The 20930-nt window shown below is 39.6% G+C and carries 16 protein-coding genes; 3 read left to right on the forward strand and 13 right to left on the reverse strand.

The features are described 5' to 3' along the window. Nucleotides 1-366: 366 nt before the first annotated feature. The 4 genes from GVO63_RS10085 to pheS form a co-directional block, all read right to left on the reverse strand. A complete protein-coding gene (locus GVO63_RS10085; protein WP_159579585.1) occupies nt 367-912 on the reverse strand; it encodes a hypothetical protein in 546 nt (181 codons plus the stop codon). Nucleotides 913-1024: 112 nt separating this feature from the next. Further along, nucleotides 1025-1324, reverse strand: coding sequence for an integration host factor subunit alpha (gene ihfA / locus GVO63_RS10090; protein WP_012518129.1), 300 nt, complete (start codon nt 1322-1324; stop codon nt 1025-1027). Nucleotides 1325-1327: 3 nt separating this feature from the next. After that, a complete protein-coding gene (pheT, locus tag GVO63_RS10095) occupies nt 1328-3715 on the reverse strand; it encodes a phenylalanine--tRNA ligase subunit beta (RefSeq protein WP_159579587.1) in 2388 nt (795 codons plus the stop codon). Between the two features lie 14 nt (nt 3716-3729). Then, nucleotides 3730-4710, reverse strand: a complete 981-nt coding sequence (gene pheS / locus GVO63_RS10100) for a phenylalanine--tRNA ligase subunit alpha (RefSeq protein WP_159579589.1) — start codon at nt 4708-4710, stop codon at nt 3730-3732. 745 nt (nt 4711-5455) lie between these two features. On the opposite strand from pheS, the gene GVO63_RS10105 reads away from it, so the two are divergent. After that, entirely contained in the window at nt 5456-7384 is a 1929-nt protein-coding gene (locus tag GVO63_RS10105; protein WP_236552115.1) for a right-handed parallel beta-helix repeat-containing protein, read from the forward strand. Between the two features lie 254 nt (nt 7385-7638). Continuing rightward, on the forward strand, nt 7639-9534 hold the full coding sequence (locus GVO63_RS10110; protein WP_159579590.1) for an acyltransferase family protein: 1896 nt from the start codon (nt 7639-7641) through the stop codon (nt 9532-9534). A gap of 635 nt (nt 9535-10169) precedes the next feature. Here the strand turns inward: GVO63_RS10110 and GVO63_RS10115 are convergent. Next, nucleotides 10170-10793: a hypothetical protein gene (locus GVO63_RS10115; protein WP_159579592.1), complete on the reverse strand. Its 624-nt coding sequence runs from the start codon at nt 10791-10793 to the stop codon at nt 10170-10172. Between the two features lie 344 nt (nt 10794-11137). Between GVO63_RS10115 and GVO63_RS10120 the strand changes: the two genes are divergently transcribed. Continuing rightward, complete coding sequence (locus GVO63_RS10120) at nt 11138-12577, forward strand: lipopolysaccharide biosynthesis protein (protein ID WP_159579594.1); 1440 nt, start codon at nt 11138-11140, stop codon at nt 12575-12577. A gap of 12 nt (nt 12578-12589) precedes the next feature. Here GVO63_RS10120 and GVO63_RS10125 read toward each other — a convergent pair whose 3' ends face one another. Genes GVO63_RS10125 through GVO63_RS10160 form a run of 8 tightly spaced genes read right to left on the reverse strand, consistent with a single transcriptional unit; the run spans nt 12590 to nt 20528 of the window. Continuing rightward, the gene (locus GVO63_RS10125) at nt 12590-13660 is read right to left on the reverse strand and encodes a hypothetical protein (RefSeq protein ID WP_159579596.1); all 1071 of its coding nucleotides are present in this window, start codon (nt 13658-13660) and stop codon (nt 12590-12592) included. Nucleotides 13661-13709: 49 nt separating this feature from the next. Further along, complete coding sequence (locus GVO63_RS10130; RefSeq protein ID WP_159579598.1) at nt 13710-14591, reverse strand: glycosyltransferase family 2 protein; 882 nt, start codon at nt 14589-14591, stop codon at nt 13710-13712. Between the two features lie 47 nt (nt 14592-14638). Continuing rightward, entirely contained in the window at nt 14639-15499 is an 861-nt protein-coding gene (locus GVO63_RS10135) for a glycosyltransferase family 2 protein (protein ID WP_159579600.1), read from the reverse strand. A 2-nt stretch (nt 15500-15501) separates the two neighbouring features. After that, on the reverse strand, nt 15502-16389 hold the full coding sequence (locus GVO63_RS10140) for a sulfotransferase domain-containing protein (protein ID WP_159579602.1): 888 nt from the start codon (nt 16387-16389) through the stop codon (nt 15502-15504). After that, nucleotides 16386-17510 (reverse strand): glycosyltransferase family 4 protein, encoded by a 1125-nt coding sequence (locus GVO63_RS10145; protein WP_159579604.1) that lies wholly within the window; start codon nt 17508-17510, stop codon nt 16386-16388. Before GVO63_RS10145 ends, GVO63_RS10140 begins: the two co-directional genes overlap by 4 nt. Then, nucleotides 17511-18077 (reverse strand): serine O-acetyltransferase, encoded by a 567-nt coding sequence (locus GVO63_RS10150; RefSeq protein WP_159579606.1) that lies wholly within the window; start codon nt 18075-18077, stop codon nt 17511-17513. It lies immediately after the preceding gene. Beyond that, nucleotides 18067-19386, reverse strand: coding sequence for an O-antigen ligase (locus GVO63_RS10155; protein WP_159579608.1), 1320 nt, complete (start codon nt 19384-19386; stop codon nt 18067-18069). The genes GVO63_RS10150 and GVO63_RS10155 overlap by 11 nt, the downstream gene beginning before the upstream one ends. A gap of 2 nt (nt 19387-19388) precedes the next feature. Continuing rightward, nucleotides 19389-20528 (reverse strand): glycosyltransferase, encoded by a 1140-nt coding sequence (locus tag GVO63_RS10160; protein ID WP_159579610.1) that lies wholly within the window; start codon nt 20526-20528, stop codon nt 19389-19391. Nucleotides 20529-20930 lie beyond the last annotated feature (402 nt).

Genomic DNA, 20930 nt, shown 5'->3' on the forward strand with positions numbered 1-20930 from the left:
GCGGTCATCAAAATAATGGGGGCTAGAAGAATATTCGTTCCCTCGACTTCGACCTATAATTTCAGCAACCTCGTCAAGTGACACTTGGCCAATTGCTAATAGGTTCTTAACATCAATATCGTTTCTTTGCTCATGGGAAACGTATCCTTTATTTAAACAGTAAATGACCTGCCTTTTTATTTCCTTGTAACCCACCCAGCACTCCATGCGCACACCAAATGTACGCCAAATTGCGTACACTTTCAAATTAAGCTTTCAAAAGATCTATATTATGAAAAGTAGGAAGGAGTATGAAACTGGTCTGGGGTATAGGTTTCTAGTGAATTAGTGTTTGAGTGCAGCGCGAGTAACAGCCTAAGTCATAACCTAATTGGCCGCCTGCACTAACCACTGCTTGCGCGCTTCTTCAAGCGCTGCTTCATCAGGCTGTTCGTTGCCCGAGATAGCTACAGCAATTTGTTGAATAATCGCATCACGCTTTTCAATCAGTGCATCAGTGCGAGGAAACAAGTCTTTGGCTTGCGGATATTGCTCTTTAAGCGTTTCTACCTCTTCCAGCGCATAATAACGCGCTTCAAAGGCTTCGTTATACAGCTGTCGTTTAGCATTAAATACCACGTAGTCTTTCGCAGTTTCTGAAATAAGATAATCCATATCTTCAGACGACAAGTTGGCAGCCTGCCCTACTTCACGGGCTTGTGCCATCCAAGAATCTACTACTTCGAAATTCTCATCTTTCACGGCCTGCTTAACCCCTTCCTGCAAATCGCTTGCGTGAAGAATTTCCATTACCGTAATAAGCGGTACCTGTGCTGCTTCTTGGTCTCGTTTGTCTGCATCGAGTGACAAATAGGCAAACCAAGAAAAAGTAGCTGCAAAAATAATAGCAAGAACAACAAGTGCTTTTTTCACACTTTCCTCCAAAGAAGTAGCATATGAATATAGGTGCGGCTGCACTTGAAAAGAAGCAATACAAAAAGAGCGAGAGATCCCGCTCTTTTTTCGTATTGTAACGACCTAAAGATTATTGGTCGACAGGCTCGGAGTTTTCAACTCGGCTTTTCAATTTTTGACCCGGGCGGAAGGTAACCACACGACGCGCTTTAATTGGAATGTCTTCACCGGTTTTAGGGTTGCGGCCAGGACGTTCGTTTTTATCACGCAGGTCAAAGTTGCCAAAACCTGACAGTTTTACTTGCTCACCAGATTCCAGAGCGCCTTTAATCTCTTCGAAAAAAAGCTCTACCAGATCCTTCGCATCACGCTTGTTAATGCCTAGTTTCTCGAATAGGTGTTCAGCCATCTCGGCTTTGGTCAATGCCATAGTTTACTCTCTTAACGCGGCCCCAAACTCAGATTCCAGACCTCTAACCACAGTATCTACAGCTTGCTGAATCTCAGCTTCTTCCAAGGTTTTATCCGGATCTTGTAAATGAAGTGACAAAGCAAGGCTCTTGTAGCCAGGCTCAATTCCCTTGCCTTTGTACTCATCGAACAAGTTTAGAGCAACTAGTTGATTTACGCCAATATTTTCTATGTAAGAAAGAACATTCCCTACACGCACTTCATCTTTAACCGTAATAGCAATATCACGGCGATTCGATGGGAAGCGCGATACAGGTACCGCCGACGGTAATTTGCGCTCTGTAATCGCATCTACCACGAGTTCGAACACAAATACACGGCCGTTAACACCTAACAATTTAGTAAACTGCGGGTGTATAGCACCAATATAGCCAACTTCTTCATCATTAAGCAAAATTTTTGCAGTCATACCAGGGTGAAGCGCACTGTGCTGCCCTGTTACGAACTGAAACTCACCGGTTTTACCCGTAAGCGCCAATAACGCCTCAACGTCTGCTTTTGCATCGAAGAAATCAACTGGGCTGTCGCCCAAATCCCAATGTTCTTCATTACGACGCCCTGCTACTACACCACCAATTACTTGCTGTTGCAATACACCATTTGGCGCATCTTGTTGAGGAATAAAGCGTAATCCGGTTTCAAACATGCGAACGCGCTGTTGCTGACGCTTCTGATTATAAGCCGCTGCGCCTAATAATCCTGGCCATAAACTAACGCGCATTACCGACATATCAGATGAAATAGGGTGTGGTAGCACCATACCTTTTGCATCTGGGAATAACGCGTTTTGAATTTTAGGGTCAACAAACGAATACGTAATCGCTTCATTATAGCCGCGGCTAAGCAACAACGACTTCATGGTGTTTAACGGCAGTTTCGCCTCTTGCGAAGGCAACATAGCAAGCGTCGCTTTTGGCGCAACGTTTGGAATGTTGTTATAGCCATATACACGCGCAATTTCTTCAATCAAATCTTCTTCAATTGAAATATCGAAACGATAGCTTGGCGCAACCGCTTCCCAGCCTGCTTCTGTTTGCGTCACGTCTAAACCAAGACGGTTAAGCATTTCCGTTACTTTTGCATCGTCGATGCTAATACCTAGAACACGAGTTAAACGTTCACGGCGAAGTGTAACAGTGGCTTGTTTAGGCAGTTTATCTTCAGCTACTGCTTCAACCACAGGGCCCGCTTCACCACCACAAATTTCAAGTACCAGTGCAGTAGCACGCTCCATGGCTTTACGCTGAAGCTGAGGGTCTACGCCGCGCTCGTAGCGGTGCGACGCATCGGTATGTAAACCGTACTGACGGGCACGGCCCATAATCGCATCGCGGCTAAAGAACGCACTCTCAAGCAAGATGTCTTTAGTTTCAGCCGTTACACCTGAGTGTAGGCCACCGAAAATACCGGCCATCGCTAGCGCTTTGTTGTCATCCGCAATCACTAAAGTATTGCTTTGTAACTTAGCTTCGGTTTCGTCAAGTAGCGTAAGTGTTTCGCCTTCGTTGGCCATACGCACGTTAATGTTGCCTTCAATACTGGCAAGGTTAAACGCGTGCATTGGTTGGCCAAGCTCTAGCAATACAAAGTTAGTTACATCTACGATGGGGTCGATGCTGCGAATACCGCAACGACGTAGCTTTTCAACCAACCACAGAGGCGATGCAGCTTGAACGTTAACGCCCTTAACCACACGGCCCAAATAACGTGGGCATGCATCATCGGCGCTTAGCGTAATCGATAATTTATCATCAATAGTCGCATCTACCGCGGCTACTTCAGGCTCGCAAACATCAAGATTGTTTAACACGCCAACTTCACGGGCAATACCGCGAATACCTAAGCAATCTGCACGGTTTGGCGTTAGGTCTACTTCAATAGCGTTGTCATCAAGACCAAGGTAATCGCGAATGTCTGCGCCAATAGGTGCATCGGCTGGAAGCTCGATAATACCATCGTGGTCATCGCTAATACCTAACTCAGAGAAGCTACATAGCATGCCAAAAGATGGTTCGCCGCGAAGCTTCGCTTTTTTAATTTTAAAATCGCCCGGCAATACAGCGCCAACAACCGCTACCGCAACTTTAATGCCCTGACGGCAGTTAGGTGCACCACAAACGATATCAAGTAGCTCATCGCCACCTACGTTAATTTTCGTTACGCGCAGTTTATCGGCGTTCGGGTGCTGACCGCACTCAACAACTTCACCCACTAGCACGCCTTTAAAATCGCCTGCTACTGGCTCAACACCGTCTACTTCTAGGCCAGCCATACTCAACTGTTCAGACAGCTCATGTGCCGACAGCGACGGGTTAACCCACTCTCTTAACCATTTTTCACTGAATTTCATGTGTACTTTCTGCCTTAGTTGAACTGCTTAAGGAAACGAAGATCGTTTTCAAAGAACGCGCGCAAGTCGTTAACACCGTAACGAAGCATAGTTAAACGTTCTACGCCCATACCAAAGGCAAAACCTGTGTACTCTTCTGGGTCGATACCCACCGCTTTAAGTACATTGGGGTGCACCATGCCACAGCCCAATACTTCAAGCCACTGACCGTTTTTACCCATAACGTCTACTTCAGCTGAAGGCTCAGTAAACGGGAAGTAAGACGGACGGAAGCGAATTTCTAGCGACTCTTCAAAGAAGTGATGTAAGAAGTCGTGCAAAATACCTTTAAGGTCGGTAAAGCTCACGTTCTTATCAACCATTAAACCTTCCACTTGGTGGAACATTGGCGTGTGGGTTTGATCGTAGTCGTTACGATACACGCGCCCTGGCGAGATAATACGCAATGGCGGCTTTTCCACTTCCATAGTGCGAATTTGAACACCAGAAGTTTGCGTACGAAGCATCATGTCTGGGTTAAAATAGAAGGTGTCGTGATCGGCACGCGCTGGGTGATTCGCAGGAATGTTCAGTGCATCGAAGTTGTGAAAACCATCTTCAATTTCAGGGCCAGTCTTAACTGAAAAGCCAAGCTCACCAAAGAAAGATTCAATACGCGCAATCGTGCGGCTAACCGGGTGCAAATTACCTGGCTTCTCTGTACGACCAGGCAAGGTTACGTCTACCGCTTCCTCTGCTAGCTTTTTGTTTAGCTCTTCAGCGCGTAAAAACTCACCTTTTGCAGAGATAGCTTGCTGAATAACTTGCTTAGCTTGGTTAATCTTTTGGCCCGCGGCAGGACGTTCTTCGTTCGATAACTTTCCAAGCCCTTTAAGTAAGTCGGTAAGTTTACCTTTCTTACCCATGAATTCGACCCTAACTTGGTCTAATGTGGCTGCATCTTCTGCAGCGTCAATCTGGCTTTGTGCCTGATTGATAATGGCGTCAAGCTCCATGTTTTCCTCAATTTACATGATGACTGCATGGCCAAAGCATAGGAAGAAGTATTCTGTGCGCTAAGGCTTGCCTGAAATAAAAGCGGTAGTTTACACGAGTGACTGACATTACCGCTACCCTATATAGCTGATAATGGCGAAAATTTGTGGGTTTTCTGTGGACGACGTGTCTACTCAGGAGTTCTACTTCGCATTTGTCTTTTCTAATGGTTGGGGACGATACTCTATTCATCAACGCGCTGCTTGACTTCGCATCACCAGTTTCATGCTAGATAAAGACCTTGCTTTGGGTAAGCCAAGTGTTGGCGGTTTACTCAGATTTATCAAACGTATCAAACAAGTGAGTCAAGAGGTTAGTTAATTAGCACTAGCCACTGACTTCTATTTGTTCTTTATTTCTCTTCTATTCTGCACAGTACAACGACTTAGTTTTCGTATTTGAAAAAAGTAAGTTCCAAGAACCCTTGTATAAAATAATGATCTAATACTGTTGAACTTCAATAGGTAGCGAATAGCAACATGCACGACATGAAATAAAAGGTACTATAAAAGCTTAGCGTAAAAATCCCCATGTTCAACTTGCTACGTAACAGCGTTAGCACTACCCTTTTAAAACAGCCCTAGTTTTCTTTTCATGCTTTTCAATCTATAGGGATATACCATGCTCTCTGCTAACTCAAAGCCAACTATTTTTAGCTTCACTTTAATTGCTTTACTGCCATTTTTAATGCTTTCTTGTGCCACTATGAACAAATATTATACAAAGGGGGACCAACCCGGTGATATTTTGTATAACTATATTCATACGAACACAAGCGACAATAAAACCGTAAGCTCATTACTGGCTAACTATAAAGGCCCGAAAAACCTATCAACCGTTGTTGAAAAGTACGAAGACGAGATAGCCCAGTTGTATAGGCAACACGTGTTAATACCTAGCCCATCTATAAGTGAAGAAGAAAAGAAAGCGCGGTTTGCCAATATAACCTCTAATCAAGCCTCCGCTCTATTTGCTTTGTATCCCATTGATACTGCAAAGTGGATGAAAATAATTTCAACTTACTCGGGCTTAAGCAAAAACGATATTTACGAGTCTGCCATAACTGCGGGGCTAGACCCTTCATTGGTTTTTGCCGCATCGGCTTCTGGGTTTGAAGATACCGCTACCCCGCTTATCAACTCGATAGGGTTAGTTATTTACGGCCAGGATGAGGAAAGTACTGCCGCCGTTAAATTTAGGGCTGATGATGATACATATTGGCGTGAGGGGTTAGACCTAGCGTGGGAGCCCATTTACGGGTCGTTCGCTGGAAGCATAGTGTATCTAGAAGCAAACACTACGTACCATATAGAAGTGACCATTACGGATGTTTATGGCGACGTAGTGGAGCATACATTTCAAACAGCTACAAAGCCCAACACCCCCCCTATCGACCCCAATAAAATTTATTACCTTTCAGAAATTTATTCTGGTGGCCAACTGGATTTAGAAGCGCTAAATATAGAAGGTAGCGAAGATGGCTACGCGAAGATTATTGGTGATGGCCCCGTTATTGAAGCTGGTAGCGATGTTCTCGCAGCTGTGAATATTGGTAACAATTCATACGTGATGCTAGAAAACCTTACTGTTAAGGGAGGACAGCGATACGGTATATTTGCAAAGAAAGCACACCATGTTTGGATTAAGGGCTGCAATGTTTCTGGTTATGGTAGAGTAGCTGTAGACATTAGGGGCGGCGTAGCATACTCGAGCGAGACTAGTAACTCCCCCATTAATTACGATTCCGGTATTTATCTAGAACGAAGTGGTATTGCGGTAATTGAAGACTGTGAGGTACATAGCCCTAACTTGGGTGCAAATAGCTGGGCAGTCGGTCACCCTAAAGGTGCGAATGCGCTACAAGTTTGGGCATACCACGACAGCGACGCCTACCGAGGTGAATTCATTATTAGAAATAATCGCCTTTACGGCGCGCCAGATCATAGGTTCAATGATGTTATTGAGGGCAGAAAAAATTTCGAAAGACGTGGTGGCTTCGTTAAAAACTCAGCAATTTACGGAAATTACTTAGCGTATGCAAATGACGATCTAATAGAAATAGATGGCGGACAACAAAATGTGTTGGTGTACGACAATGAAATGGAGCAAGGCTATACTGGCATAAGCATAGCGCCAAATATGTTAGGCCCTAGCTACCTTTTTCATAACTACATACATAATCTAGGTGACGAAACAGGCAAAGAGTGGACTGCAATAAAAGCAGGCGGATTAATTTCTAGGCCAGCGGGCAGAACCTTTATATTCGAAAATGTGATTGACGTTAAACGTAACGGTATTGCTGCATCCAGAGTTGATAACGACACTACATTTTGGGTTACTACGCAAAACAATATCTTCTTTACTCAATTTAAAGATAATAATGTAGGTTACTGTATTCTCGATAAAGAAAAGTATTCAGGCAGCACGTCAACTAACGACCTCTGTCACAATGAGGCGGCTATGGGTACTCGACTAGAGGTTGACTTTGATAATGTTATCGAACATCCCTACACTCATGATCTAGATTACATAAGATCACTTAAAAGCATGCAGAACCCAACTCTGTTTAAAGCTGATGAATATAAAATTCCTAATTTTTCGCGAAAAGATGCATTATTACCAGCTACAGATTAGACGGTCTCTTGATGGCCGCTTTCTATATGAAGTAAGCAACTATAATGGCTTAATTCATATATATGATCATGGCTTTAAACCATTGCTGAAAAAAACGGCAGCAAGCTAAATAGCACTGAGGATTCAATTAACACTAGTTTCGGTTACTAATAGAAAGTTTTAACGTTTAATATAACAAACATAATAGTGAATAATCATGAGGCTTTAATGTAGACTAAGAAAAATAGCAAGCTTGAACTAGAAAAAGAAATAGCATGACTTTTCGTTACGATATTAACGGCATACGCGCTTTAGCGGTCCTATCAGTGGTGATTTACCATTTTATACCTGAAAGTTTACCTGGTGGTTTTGTAGGGGTAGACGTTTTTTTCGTTATCTCCGGTTATTTAATGACCTCTATCATAATTACAAAACTCGATGCTAACAGGTTCAATATTTGGGATTTTTACCTGGCTAGAGCAAATAGAATTTTACCCGCATTGCTAACGCTATGCTTTACACTACTCATTCTAGGATTATTTTTAATCACGCCTGTCGAGTACGAAAAACTAGCTAAACAGATATTAGCTTCTTCTTTATTTATATCAAACCTTGTTTATTACAAAGAGTCCGGCTACTTCGCTGAAGACTCTCTAGAAAATTGGTTATTACACACATGGTCACTTTCTGTAGAGTGGCAATTTTACCTAATCTATCCTGTCGCAATGGTCATTATATTTAAACTGTTCGCTAGAAAGTTTATTCCATTGATACTGGCGTCAGCAACTTTGAGTAGTTTGGGTCTTTGCATGTGGTTGAGCTCGCGTAACCCTGAACTTTCTTATTTTGCTTTACCTACGAGAGCTTGGGAAATGCTCGCTGGCGGACTGACGTACTTCTTTGGCTCAAAAGTGCAATCGAAAACAACTAAGTGTTTTGAGTATGTAGGTATTAGCCTTATCCTCTTGTCGTGTGTTGCCTTTTCAGAAAACATAGCCTGGCCCGGCTATGCTGCTATACTCCCCGTGTTAGGTACTTGTTTAATTATTGCATCAAATCAAAATAACTTTTCACTACTTAACAACTCTGTCCTCCAAAAATTAGGATCTTGGTCTTATTCAATTTATCTCTGGCATTGGCCCGTGGTGGTAGTTATCTACAAAATGCAACTTGGGCCACTGTATACGGTATTTGGCCTAGCATTTTCGGGGGTTTTAGGTTTCATTAGCTATCAATACATTGAGCGATTAAAGCTGAAAAATCACAATTCAACTTTTAAAAGTTGTTTTAAGAATAAACCACTTCAAAGCTCGATTTTTATAGCGGCGCTTTCAATTATAGTCTTTTCAACTGATGGTATTATCAGTCGCTCTTCGAATGAATATCAAACGGCTATTAGCGATGTAAAAGCTAGCCCTTTAAGAGATCTGTGCCACACTAACAAATATATTCCGCCTAACGACTCCTGCGAGTATTTTGAAGATAAGAGCATAAAATGGGCTACTCTAGCCGATAGTCACTCCGTAGAAATTGCATACGCTTTAGCTGATAAAGTTTCTGAACAGGGAGAGGGAGTGAAACAATTTAGCTTTTCTGGCTGTAGGCCATCATATGGAATGGGACGTGATTTTTCTAACTGCGCAAGGTGGTACAACGATGTAGTAGATTACGTTAATACGAATGAATCTATAGAAAATGTGGTATTCATTCATCGCTACTCATCGCAAATTCATGGTGGCGACAACCACTTGTATCCAGCGCTACCGCCAGCGAGACTCACGCAGACTAGTCTACAGGTGCTCGAAAGTTTAGACCGCGCCATTATCGCGTTAGCCAAACACAAAAAGCACGTTATAGTAATTTATCCAGTCCCAGAGCTTCCTAGAACGATAACTAAAATGATAGATAGTGCATATACCAAAGGCTTAGATTTCGAAAATTTGAGGGGTACCGAAACAAATTGGTATCTGGAAAGAAATAAAGCGATCATCAACCACTTTGATGATTCAGAATACCCTTCAAATGTAGTATTTATCAAACCATACGAACACTTTTGCGACAGTAGCTTTTGCTATGCTTTGAAAGACGGTAGAGCGTTATATTTTGATGACGATCATTTATCAGTTTACGGTGCATCGAAACTAGTAGCAGACATCCTCTCAAATAAATAATCTTGGGTTGCTTTCGGCCATAATAATAAGCAATTTATTGACATTTAAAACGTCAGTTAACCTATTGAGCATGAACAGCAATTAATTTTGAGTTTATTAATAGTTAACTCGAATAATATTAGCTACTCATGCAAAAAAGTGTAGCTCAAAGGCTTTCTCAACACGAAACAACCCAATATGTATACATGAAAATTAAATTCTTTTGCAGCGGTATGCGCGCAGATATTTATGTCAAAAGCCTAACATAGGCAGCGCAATACTGTGTTTACTAACAGTGTGACTCCGAGAGCCTAAACGCTACTTAAAATCCGGAGTAAATTCTCTAGCGCAATTAATTACGAAAACATTGGACCTAAAAGTAATCTGAACACAACAGATCTAATAGCATATAACTGAAAAACTCCGTCGGCATGATTTGCAAAGAAAAATATGAAGAATGACACAACGTACTGCATCCGATGCAACTTAAATTTTATGCCCTTAAAAGAAGCTACAGGTATTGGCACACGCTAAGGACAGGTGGGGATGTTAGTTTTGACTTTAAGAACTATAAAAGCCAATTAAATTTTAAGTCTCTTCAAACAAAAAACCGAAGTGCTCGAAAGCGACTTCGGTTTTTAACTATAACCATAATCTTATTTTAAAATTCGACGACCGCTTAAAAGAAGCAGTAACGACATACCTAAAAGAACACTTGGTGAAGGTGAATCGACAGTGGTCACAGACGAATTAAGCGTGCTAATGCACAAATCACCAGAAGAACAAAGCTCTACGTTACTGAACGTCGCACTCGTTCCGGTAACGTTGTCTGCGTCCAAGATAAACACAAAATTTCTGAACGTACCCGTAAAAAATGAACCAACATCGATTACAAAGTCTACTTCTCCATCACCAAATGTGTAGGATGCAATCTGATTCTGTCTAGAAGTTTCGCTACCGCCTAACTGGAAAAAAGTGTTAGGTGTAACTGTGTTGGCGTTATTAAAACCCAAACCATATACTTCTGCTTCTGCACCAAATGTATTTAGCGTAAAATAAAGCATAGTATCTGAACGAATTTCAAAAGTATCAGTGATATAAACCCATAGATTTCCGTCCAAAAGCAACTCTGAACCATCAGCACTTGGAGTCGCATCTCCCGAGTGGTGCTGGTTAGCAATGCTGGAAGTTGAATATCCAGTAAAATCGATAAACGCAGCGTTTGCGTTTACCGTCATCATTGTTGCTAGCGCGAGAATCGCCCCTTTAATTAATTTCATTTTTGTTTCCTAACTTCAACATAGAATTCTACCTACTTAGAAAGCAACTATCAGGCCAACAATAAAAAACAAAGTAAATACATGGAATTAAATTCACTTCACGCCAAGCAACATGAGTAGATGTAAAATATTTTGACAACTATTCTATCAAACATACACCTTTTGGTTTCTATTTGTTGGGCCAGTCCTGTAACATAGAATGAAACGGTTTTTAATTTACCTTATTACTTGTTAACTCGATGCTTACTAATACTCTCAGAATAAACTTCTACGAAAATATAGAATTTACTTTGATTTGAAGCATTCCCCTCTTAAAGCTTCTTACTTACGATAGATACAAGCAAATGGATAAATCAAAAAATAACAGTGCGGTAAGTGCATTAAAATGGACTAGTGCGTTACAAGTAGCGACTCAAGCCTTTAATTTTACGGTTGGTATTATACTAGCAAGATTACTGACTCCTGAAGACTTTGGCTTAGTGGCTATGGTGCTTGTTTTTGTCGCTCTTGCTCAAGTATTTAGTGACTTTGGGCTATCTTCTGCAATTATACAGAAAGACAATGACCCTACCCCTCGCGACTACAGTACAGCAATGAGTTTTAGTCTCTTGTTGGGATTTACAGTTGCATCTCTCCTGTACTTTTGTTCTGAAAATCTAGCAAATTTTTATCACCAAGAAAAAATCGCATTAATTGCTAAGTACCTCTCGCTTGTTTTTGTATTTAATTCTTTAACAAGCGTTCCTAAGGCAAAGCTTTCTCGTGAAATAAACCATAAGCTCATCTCAATGGCTGAAATGGTTTCATCAGTTGTTGCGATGGTATCTGCTATTGCACTGGCTTATTTGGATTTCGGTTATTGGAGTTTGGTGGCGCAACAAGTAATTCTAGCGTTATTACGGTTATTGATTATTTTACGTTTTTCAAGATTGCCCATTAGGTTAAAATTTTATTCGGCCAATTTCAAACCGCTATTTTCGTTTTCAGTTTACGTTTTTTTAACCCAGTGCTTAAGGCAGACCGCTGTGCAATCTGATAAGCTTGTAGTTGGTAAATTCTTAGATTCTGCATCTCTAGGCCTTTATACTAGGGCTTATCAATTAATGTTGTTCCCGATAAATAATATTTCTCGTGTATTGGCTAACGTGATGTTTCCAGTAATGAGCAAAATGCAAAATGACAAACAAAAGGTAGCTTCAGTTTACCTAAAAGTTGTAAGAAGTATTTCATTTATAACTTTTCCCCTCATGCTTGGTTTAATGGTAGTTGCTGAAGATTTTGTTGTAGTGATATATGGCGAGGCATGGCGTGACATGGGTGTTTATTTAAGCTTTTTTTGCTTGATAGGCTTAGTCATGTCAATAGCAACCATTACAGGTTCTATATATTTAGCGTTAGGAATGTCGAAACTCCAATTCAAAATAAACATCATAAACCAACCACTCCAAATTATAGGGTTCTTGATTGGGATACAGTTTGGAATTGAAGGACTATTTATTGGATATTTTACTGCTTATTTACTATCAGCAATGATCACTTGGTGGAATGCGTTTAGAATTTTGGAAATTACTTATACCAAGTTTCTGCTCGCTTTGAGTTTCCCTTCGGTAGCAAGCATCGCAATGGTAATTGCTATGCTTGCAGGTGAAAGCTACTTAAGTGATTACGTAAAAGAGAATTATATGCTTTTGACGCAATGTGTTATTGGAGCTATTTTTTATGGGGCTGCAACGATATCAATACAACCTAAAGCTTTTAATGAGTTAAAGAATACTTTTTTTTAAAAAAATTATGATTTAACGTTTTCTGATTTTGAAACCATTCTGATTTTTAATCTTTCTCAATTTGAATTTCAAAAAGTCGAGCAAACTCAATTCGTCAAAATACGACATCAGTGATATCAGGCTTTCTTTGTAGAAAGCGCTTTGGTTGGGCTCAACTTTAGGAAAACTTTGAGATATACCGTCCTCTTCAACTAACCAGTCATCACTCAAGTCTGAAATATATTTTTTAAGTAACAGGTTTGATTGAGCAAATTGTTTCTTTATTTCTAGCTTTAGTTCATTAAAAGAAGCTTCCTTGTTTCCTAGCACATGGTCCAGCGGTAACTGCTGAGTGAAACTCTGTCCGCCTAGTTCATACCAAAGTTCAGACCTCGTTTCGAACACTGCATGATTAATTATGCAATGATGAAAACTGAGAGCCTCATTGACCTTTTTTCTTTCAACTGAAGAAAAACTGTTATCGTCGCTAAAGCCTAATACCTTCAAAAAATCGACAGCAGAATTACCGTCATGCAACTTCGCTCTATTAAATTCCTTAAAGATGACATTACAAGCACCAAAGCTCGAAGCCCATGACTCAGCCTTTTCAAAATAATCTAGGTACTTTCTATAATAATTTTGCCAAACCGGGGTTAGAGGGTCAGAAAAAGAATAGAACATACGGGCGCTAGAATGTGGGTATCGAAACCCTTGTTTATAGTGCGAAAGAAAATGTTCATCTTGTTTTCTAACGTAGCAAATTATCTTAATATCTGAAAATATTTCACACAGGCGTTGCTTTAACTGTTTTACTTGTTTGTCATTCAACCAACTCATTTCTTCACAAGAAGCAATAATGTTACCAGAAGTTCTTTCTAACGTGTCATAGAGGCCATCGTCCACGACAGCGAGAAAATCCTCTCCGCTGCCTTCAAATTCGATCCAAGTATTAATGTTACCAACATTTGATTGTTTACCATCTTTTCTTTCGCGAAATAAATACCAACCTTTATGGTTTAACTCATTCTCAACTGAAATTAGGTGCTTTTGGATTGCAGTCGTTCCTGTTTTATGTAGACCTATATGAAGAATTAGCTTTCTCATTTTTAAACTACCTAATTTTATTTAGAATAATATCCAGGTACATTATCAATCAACTTCTAGAACTTTCTTTTCCTAAAGTGAGCTTCAAAACTTCAGAAATAGAAACCCCTAAAATTAAAAATAGCATTTTGATAATTAGTACTTTTTCATAAACAGAATAATTTGATATTGAAATCGCTTTAAACAAACGTTTTAAAAACAACTTGGACGAATTTTTTAGTAAAGTGAAGGTTTTAAATTTTCCGTTGCTTTTATCCCATGAACCACCGATGACACGACGCCTTTTTTTGAGCAATTCTTGTTTGTTTCTTGCAGGGTGATATACCTTGGCTTCTTCACAATATTTTACTTTTAATCCACTGTCTACGATTCTTCTAGACATATCGTGATCACCACCCGACTTTAAGTCCGTCCTAAAACCTGAATGCGCTTCTAACACACTTTTTTTAGAACACCAATTTGCAGTGATACAAAGCCCTTTTTCGGCATATTTTTTTTGATTCATAGAAAACATCGATTCAAAAGCTAGAGCTTCGCGCTCGACATCATCATTTTCGGCTTCGAAAAACTTTATTTCACCCGCTACGATACCTATATTCTCGTCAGAATTTATACACGATACTAAGTTTTCAAGCCACGTTTTTTCTGGTAGGCAGTCGGAATCAGTGAAAGCTAGAATAGCGCCATTTGCTACCGATATGGCTTTATTTCTAGCTGCATAGGATCCCGGAGTGCACTCTTGAAGCACGGTAATCCCCTCTAATTGTTGCAGCACCTCAAAGGTATTGTCTTGCGAACCATTATCTACAACGATAATTTCAAATTTTTCTTTCGGTAGAGTTTGACTTTTCAAAGCATCAATACACTTCAACACTCGATAGCTATCGTTCCATACTGGAACAATCACAGATATAGCGATATCTGATATCATGACGATTTTCGTTTCCTAAAGTTGGATTTCAGCTGTAAAAATAACTTTCAGAAAGTTTCCAATCTAGTGGATAACTTCCTTTTAACGCCGCTTAAGAAAAACATCAATGTTGCTCTGTATCCAGCAATCTCAATTGCTTTTTTGATCCAGGCGACCTTTGAATTCTTATGTTTTAGCGAAAATAAAACCTGCTCACAAATGCGCTTTTTAAACCAATAATCACCCAAAAAGTCTTTGTGTTTTTTTGCAGACCCCAAGCGTTTTTCAATATCACTTGGTTTCATCTTGCGAACTTTAGCACCGATACCATCTTCATTTTGAAACCTATAGAGAAATATAGGAATGTTGATGTTAACAAAGGAAGTATTTCGCTCATATAGCCGAACATACATATCCCAGTCTTGGCCATTATTAAGCGCTTCATCAAAAGGCATTTCTAAAAGCAATTCCCTCTTTGCACTGAAGCCACTCATTCCACAATAGTGATTTCCTCTTACAAGCGAAGATTTAGTAATCTTGCTATCTTTGTTTACTTTTACTTTAGATTCATTACCTAAGTGCTTGAAACCAGAAACTACTGCTTCCGCACCACTAAGATATTTTTCGCGATGATGAGCGAGATATTCAGGCAACCAAATATCGTCGTCATCTAAAAAGGCTATAACATCGCCATTTGACTCATGAATTCCTCTATTTCTGGCTACATTTGCACCGCCGGATAAAGGCTGTTTAATATATCTTATCCTGATGTCATCAAATTTAGACAACACGCTTGCGTAGCTTTTCGAAGAATTGTCATCGACAATAATAATTTCTTTTGGTTGAACTTGCTGTTCTAATACGCTTTTTAGTGAAAGCTCTAAGTAATCAGGTCTATTGTAAGTTGTAATAACAACACTGAATTCCATGATTAGATCCCTCTCAATGACGTATATAATCGTTTGGCTGGCGAGTAAATAAAACGAATATATTTATGGTAAATCGACCATTTTAAATTTGACTGACCAGCTATATCTTGCTTATTGTAGCCTAACAAAAAAGCTAAATGATAAATGGATTCTGAAAAGGAGTGACCAAAAAATGAAGATTGTTTGGATGCCTTACTTTTTCTAGAACTCTCTTTAAAAGTCGTTTGCGACTCAACACCTAAAGTGCTACATATTCGGCTGGTAATCTCTGACTGATTCAACACTAAATCTTCGTACTTCAGTAAGGTACAGTTTTCAGGTGAACTTGAAGAGAAAGAAAACCAATTCATGTAATTTATGATCCATTGATTCTCAAGTTCCACTGGTTTTACGTTCCATCGTCTAAATTGTGAAAGGAAAACATCTTTGGGGTTACGAACTATACAGACGTAATGGCAATTTAAAACGTCTTTATATTCTAGTTCAAATTCTTTCATAAGCCGTAGTGCACTTTTCTGCAATAAGTGGTGCGGCGATTTTTCGATAAACGATGGACCAAATTTCTTTATTATTTCAAACCAACCTCGAAATATTAATTCCCTGTCATCGTCATGGGGCGGTAAAAAACCTAAATTCTGTTCTAAAAATTCTACAATCTCAGCTCTTGCTCTTGTGGCGGTATAAGGCACAGAACTGGCGAGCATTTTTAGTTGTGGTAACTGTAAAACTGAAGCTGCTTTAGTCCAATAAAGTGTCTCTGACTCGAAATGTTTTGTAGCTGGGTAAGCTTTTATTTTCATAGCATCCGTTAAGCTACGAAAAAGGAAACTAGAACCAGACGACTTCTCTGAAAGTATATAAATTACACTTAATTTTTGACCTACCATCATACCGTGCCATTGTCTCCATGTACCAAGCCAAGAACACTTGCGTACTGATTCTTTGTTTCTATCGCAATTGCATTCCAATCATATCTAGCAAGGAATTCAGATTGCTCAACGTGTAAATTTAATTTATCGAGGTTGTTTAGTTTTCTAGTTAAAGAGTCGACATCACCAACTTTGAAATAGCAATCTGTCTGAAGTGCTATGTCTAAATTCGGCTGGATATCAGATAAAATCACTTTTGTACCTGCACTTATCGCTTCAAGCGCCACTATTGGATGTCCTTCGTGATAACTAGGCAAGACAAAAACTTTTGCAAACTTGTATAAGCTTTGAAGCTCAATACCACTGCGTCGACCAGCGATTACTACATTCTCACTAGCTTCTTTCTTTATTTGCCGTGAATATTCATCGTCATGGTCCGCATCTCCTACAATAACAAGCTTATAAGGAGCTTCTGAGTGATTGAAGGCTTTAATTAGATCGTGTAGTCCTTTTTCAGGAACCAGCCTAGCAACAGCTAAAGCATAACCGTCAGATGAAACAGAAATATCTTTAGGAAGATCACTTTTTACACAATCAAAACCAAAATTAGCAAGCGTTCCATTTGGAATAAAAATAATGTTGTTCTTTCTTTTCGGAAATTTGTTTTGAAGTTCTAATGTTAGAGAGCGACCAACTACAATAACTTTATTTGCAAAGTGGCACGCCATTTTCTCTCCGGTTTTGAGAATAAACTTAGCTAATGCATTCCACTTTTGACGATCATAATCAGCCCCGTGGTGGGTTACTACCACTTTCAAGCCGAGTAAGCGTGCAAAAGGTGTAAAAATCGCTGGCCCAATTGCATGAACATGAAGTACGTCAGGGCGGATAAATATGGCTGAGTAAATAATGGCAATGAACGTATGAAGAAAGGTCTCTAAAAATTTATTTTGGATTGCCCACAAACCAACAATTGAAACACCTTTGTACTCAGTTTTCCGCTTTTCCAAGTAAGGGCTACGGCCAATAACGGTGATTTCAACTCCTTCGTTCGCAATCCTAGGATAAATTTGCTGACAATGAGACTCTATCCCCCCCATGATATTTGGAATACCTCTAAGTCCTACAACTGCTATTTTCATTTATTTGATATCCCTATAGCTTTTTGGGCCATTATCACTAATCACTTTCGCTGGCATTCCCGCAATCGTTACATTCCCTGAAAAACTCTTGTTAACGACAGCATTTGCTCCAATGCCGATATTATCGCCTAGTTCAATACCACCATATATTTTCGCACCCGGACCTATATAGCAGTCGTTACCTATTTTAGGCGCTTTCATTCCGTCTCTTACATCCGCACCAATATTTACACAGACATGAATTCTACAATTTTTGCCAATTTGTGCGTTCGAGTTAACAACAATAGTGCCAGCATGTGCAATTGATAAGCCTGGCCCAAAGACATTTGGAGGTATTGAAAAACCTAACTTTCTTCCTTTTCTTCGAACTTTGAGTCGTAAATAAGCAATATAAACTTTGCTTAGTAGTCCATTCTTGCAATTTAAAAAGTACTCCAACTTTCTCAAACATTTTTGAAAAGACCAGATGTCATGGGTCAATTTGTTTTTCAGTGAAGGTTTTATATTTAGTGATTTCAAATCTTCATTTAGAAACATTCTATAATCCGATTTACTCTCAATTCGCATAAAGTAATTCCCGTTTACCTGAAGAATACCTGCAATGTTTGGGTTTCTTCTTATAACCAATAAGAACAGCATTTAAGATTGAAAAGAATATAAGCCCTTCGATATTCCACAGTGGCATAGTCGCCATATTCATTGCTAAAAAACCAACGAATGATAACGCAATAACTTTCGACAACTTTTTGTCTGATAGCTTGAGTGCATTTATGAGGATAGTTATGCAGACAAAAATGAAACTTACAAAACCAAGTACGCCGTACTCGTAGAGATACGAAACAAAAGTATTATGAGCGTATAAATTGAAACGTCCTTTCCAAGAATCAGGGCCAAACCCTAGTAGTTGGTTAAGTAACTCGGCATTACGGAAAGCATCAATGTATTGGCTCCATATATAAACTCGGGATGACATAATATCGCGCTCAGAGTCTGAGAAGTATATTGGGGCTTTTAACATCAAGTCTAAGTTACCCAATAAAAGTCCTATGTCAGAAAACCTCTCACGCATCGAAACAGACAATGCGATAAACACAAAACATAATATGATAGCAATAACCATCATCACTGGTGCTTTTTGGGAAGGCTCTAGGCGTTGTTCGGCTAGCGTGAAATAAAAGACTGCTGCTATAGGGATTATGGTGAGAATAGATGTTCTATAGTTTACTAAAATTAATAGTAATAACGAAAGGCTGAACAAAGCCGTTCTGAAAGACAAAGTTCCTCTATTAATGAGCCCTATTACAAAAATAAAACTTACAATTACCATAGAAAAAGCGGCTTCATGGTTATACCCACCGATATAACTAGCAGAACCGTCTGCTTCAGTTGCTTTTACTTGCCCTAAAGCTATAGAGAGAACTTGTAACGCAACTGGCATTGTAAAAGCCACAAGCAGCTTTTTCAATGTTGTATTTTGTCCCTGTAACCTAATTGATATTACGAGCGAACTGGCAAGTACCAAAAAATAACACCATTTCACCAACACATTAATTGTGCCTGGTATTTTCATATTTACAAAGCCACTAATAGCGATACAAAGACAAAACAGAAAAAACGGGAAATATTTTTTGAGTAAAAAAGCAGACGTGGGAATAAGTAGCAAACCTAAGCCAGCTACGCCAATACTTCCCAAAGCATTTATCGAAAAACCCGCAACCAATGAAGGGTATGTAATAGTATGAAACGCCGATAAAAAGAACCGCAACCATATAGCACAAATAGCAAACGCTAGGTACTTATTGCAGTTCCCTGTTATGGTGCGATACACCATAATAAAACTTATTAGGCCAACAACTACCTTTAACCCTTCAAACATGTCTATTCACTAACCTTTTCAATAATGGCTATTACTTTTTGTTGAAAGGCAGCGTAAGAAAATTGCTCAGCGCAGCGTTTACTTTTTGCAGCGTAAGAAACCCGAATAACCTGGTCACTAAATGAGTTCAGCGCACTGGCAACACCTTCTGCATTATTCAACTCGCAAAGAATACCGTTTTTTTCCTTACTCGCACCAGTTACTTTGTAGGGGTATTTTTCCGCAATAATTTCAGCGGGGCCCGATTCACAGTTAGTTGCTATTACTGCTTTTTCTAAACACATGGCTTCAACAATGGCATTAGGGAACCCTTCAGCGTTCGACGTACTTACAAAGTATTCGGCATTGCTTAAATAAGGGTATGGGTTTGCTTTAAAACCAAGAAACTGCGTTTTGTTTTCAATTCCAAGTTCTTTAGCTTGTGCCCTAAGGTTCGCCTCTTCATCACCTACGCCCAGTATCACCAAATCCTCTGCTATATTTGCTTTAGCATAGGCGTTAAGCAGTAAAGAAAAATTTTTATTTTTGACTAAGCGCCCTACCCCAATAATGTAGGGCTTTACTGGTAGATCCGACATACTTTCCGATGCCTGAGCCTGAAGCTGCTCAATATCATACGGGTTATACAGCACCGAAATTTTATCTCTTGATACTGCATAGTTATCGATAAGGTCGGCTTTTACACCTTCAGAAACGGCTACAACGCTGTCAGCTTTGTTGTAAAGTAATTTAACTAATAACCGGCTTACCCCGTCTTTAAGCCCTCCTGAAAGGTGGCTTGTGGTGTTAACCCGTTCGCTAATTATGGCTTTAAATTTTAGCCGTTTAGCCAAGGTAACGTTTAAGAAGTTGCTTCTTGTTAAGAAGCTGAAGCAATATTTAGGGTTTAGTTCTGCTAAAACTGGTTTTAACTGTTTGTAGCCCGAAACTAAGCTGCCTTCTGAATTCAGTACTATTTTGTTCACATATTCAGGGCAAACCTGTGATTCTGGAAGGTTATCAAGAAGAATAAGATGTACAGGAACACTTTTAGCAACAAAGTACGATTGCATTATGGTTAATAGCTTAACCATTACTCGTTCAGCGCCACCGCCTTCAAGTGAATTAATGATAAACACCGCTGGACGCGCTGAGTACTCCATGAAAGTTCCTTTTCGTTGTAAAATTACTACAAAGCTTGGCAATGATACCAGACGGCGCACAACTTCATAACCCGCGCCTTGTATTTATATGCTTAAAACCTAGTTAAAAACAAACCAAACATAAATTATGCCAATAAGATCATTTCATGATAAAAAGCCGTTTTGCCATTTGAAATGCCTTTCAAGTTACTAATAAGTTTGCCATCATTGTGTTATCGGTAGGCAAGCTATGATATCGCATAGTAGTGAAAGATTTTTTACACTTGCCTTAATCTATTGCATAAAGTACCTACGGTTTGCACCAAAAGAAACGTTCATGCTCTTTTTTTAACGCTCTGTTCACTGCACGCAGCGCAATAACCGCTGTTCGGACAGCCGTTGTTGTAGTTTGTACTTTATTGG

The organism is Alteromonas sp. KUL106 (genome assembly GCF_009811415.1).
Classification (GTDB): domain Bacteria; phylum Pseudomonadota; class Gammaproteobacteria; order Enterobacterales; family Alteromonadaceae; genus Alteromonas.

Coding starts and splice junctions, on each gene's coding strand:
- GVO63_RS10140 (WP_159579602.1), bottom strand. CDS start 16,389: ATGATGGTAGGTCAAAAATTAAGTGTAATTTATATACTTTCAGAGAAG.
- GVO63_RS10160 (WP_159579610.1), bottom strand. CDS start 20,528: ATGGAGTACTCAGCGCGTCCAGCGGTGTTTATCATTAATTCACTTGAA.
- GVO63_RS10130 (WP_159579598.1), bottom strand. CDS start 14,591: ATGATATCAGATATCGCTATATCTGTGATTGTTCCAGTATGGAACGAT.
- GVO63_RS10105 (WP_236552115.1), top strand. CDS start 5,456: ATGAACAAATATTATACAAAGGGGGACCAACCCGGTGATATTTTGTAT.
- GVO63_RS10155 (WP_159579608.1), bottom strand. CDS start 19,386: ATGTTTGAAGGGTTAAAGGTAGTTGTTGGCCTAATAAGTTTTATTATG.
- ihfA (WP_012518129.1), bottom strand. CDS start 1,324: ATGGCATTGACCAAAGCCGAGATGGCTGAACACCTATTCGAGAAACTA.
- GVO63_RS10115 (WP_159579592.1), bottom strand. CDS start 10,793: ATGAAATTAATTAAAGGGGCGATTCTCGCGCTAGCAACAATGATGACG.
- GVO63_RS10145 (WP_159579604.1), bottom strand. CDS start 17,510: ATGAAAATAGCAGTTGTAGGACTTAGAGGTATTCCAAATATCATGGGG.
- pheT (WP_159579587.1), bottom strand. CDS start 3,715: ATGAAATTCAGTGAAAAATGGTTAAGAGAGTGGGTTAACCCGTCGCTG.
- GVO63_RS10125 (WP_159579596.1), bottom strand. CDS start 13,660: ATGAGAAAGCTAATTCTTCATATAGGTCTACATAAAACAGGAACGACT.
- GVO63_RS10135 (WP_159579600.1), bottom strand. CDS start 15,499: ATGGAATTCAGTGTTGTTATTACAACTTACAATAGACCTGATTACTTA.
- pheS (WP_159579589.1), bottom strand. CDS start 4,710: ATGGAGCTTGACGCCATTATCAATCAGGCACAAAGCCAGATTGACGCT.
- GVO63_RS10110 (WP_159579590.1), top strand. CDS start 7,639: ATGACTTTTCGTTACGATATTAACGGCATACGCGCTTTAGCGGTCCTA.
- GVO63_RS10120 (WP_159579594.1), top strand. CDS start 11,138: ATGGATAAATCAAAAAATAACAGTGCGGTAAGTGCATTAAAATGGACT.
- GVO63_RS10150 (WP_159579606.1), bottom strand. CDS start 18,077: ATGCGAATTGAGAGTAAATCGGATTATAGAATGTTTCTAAATGAAGAT.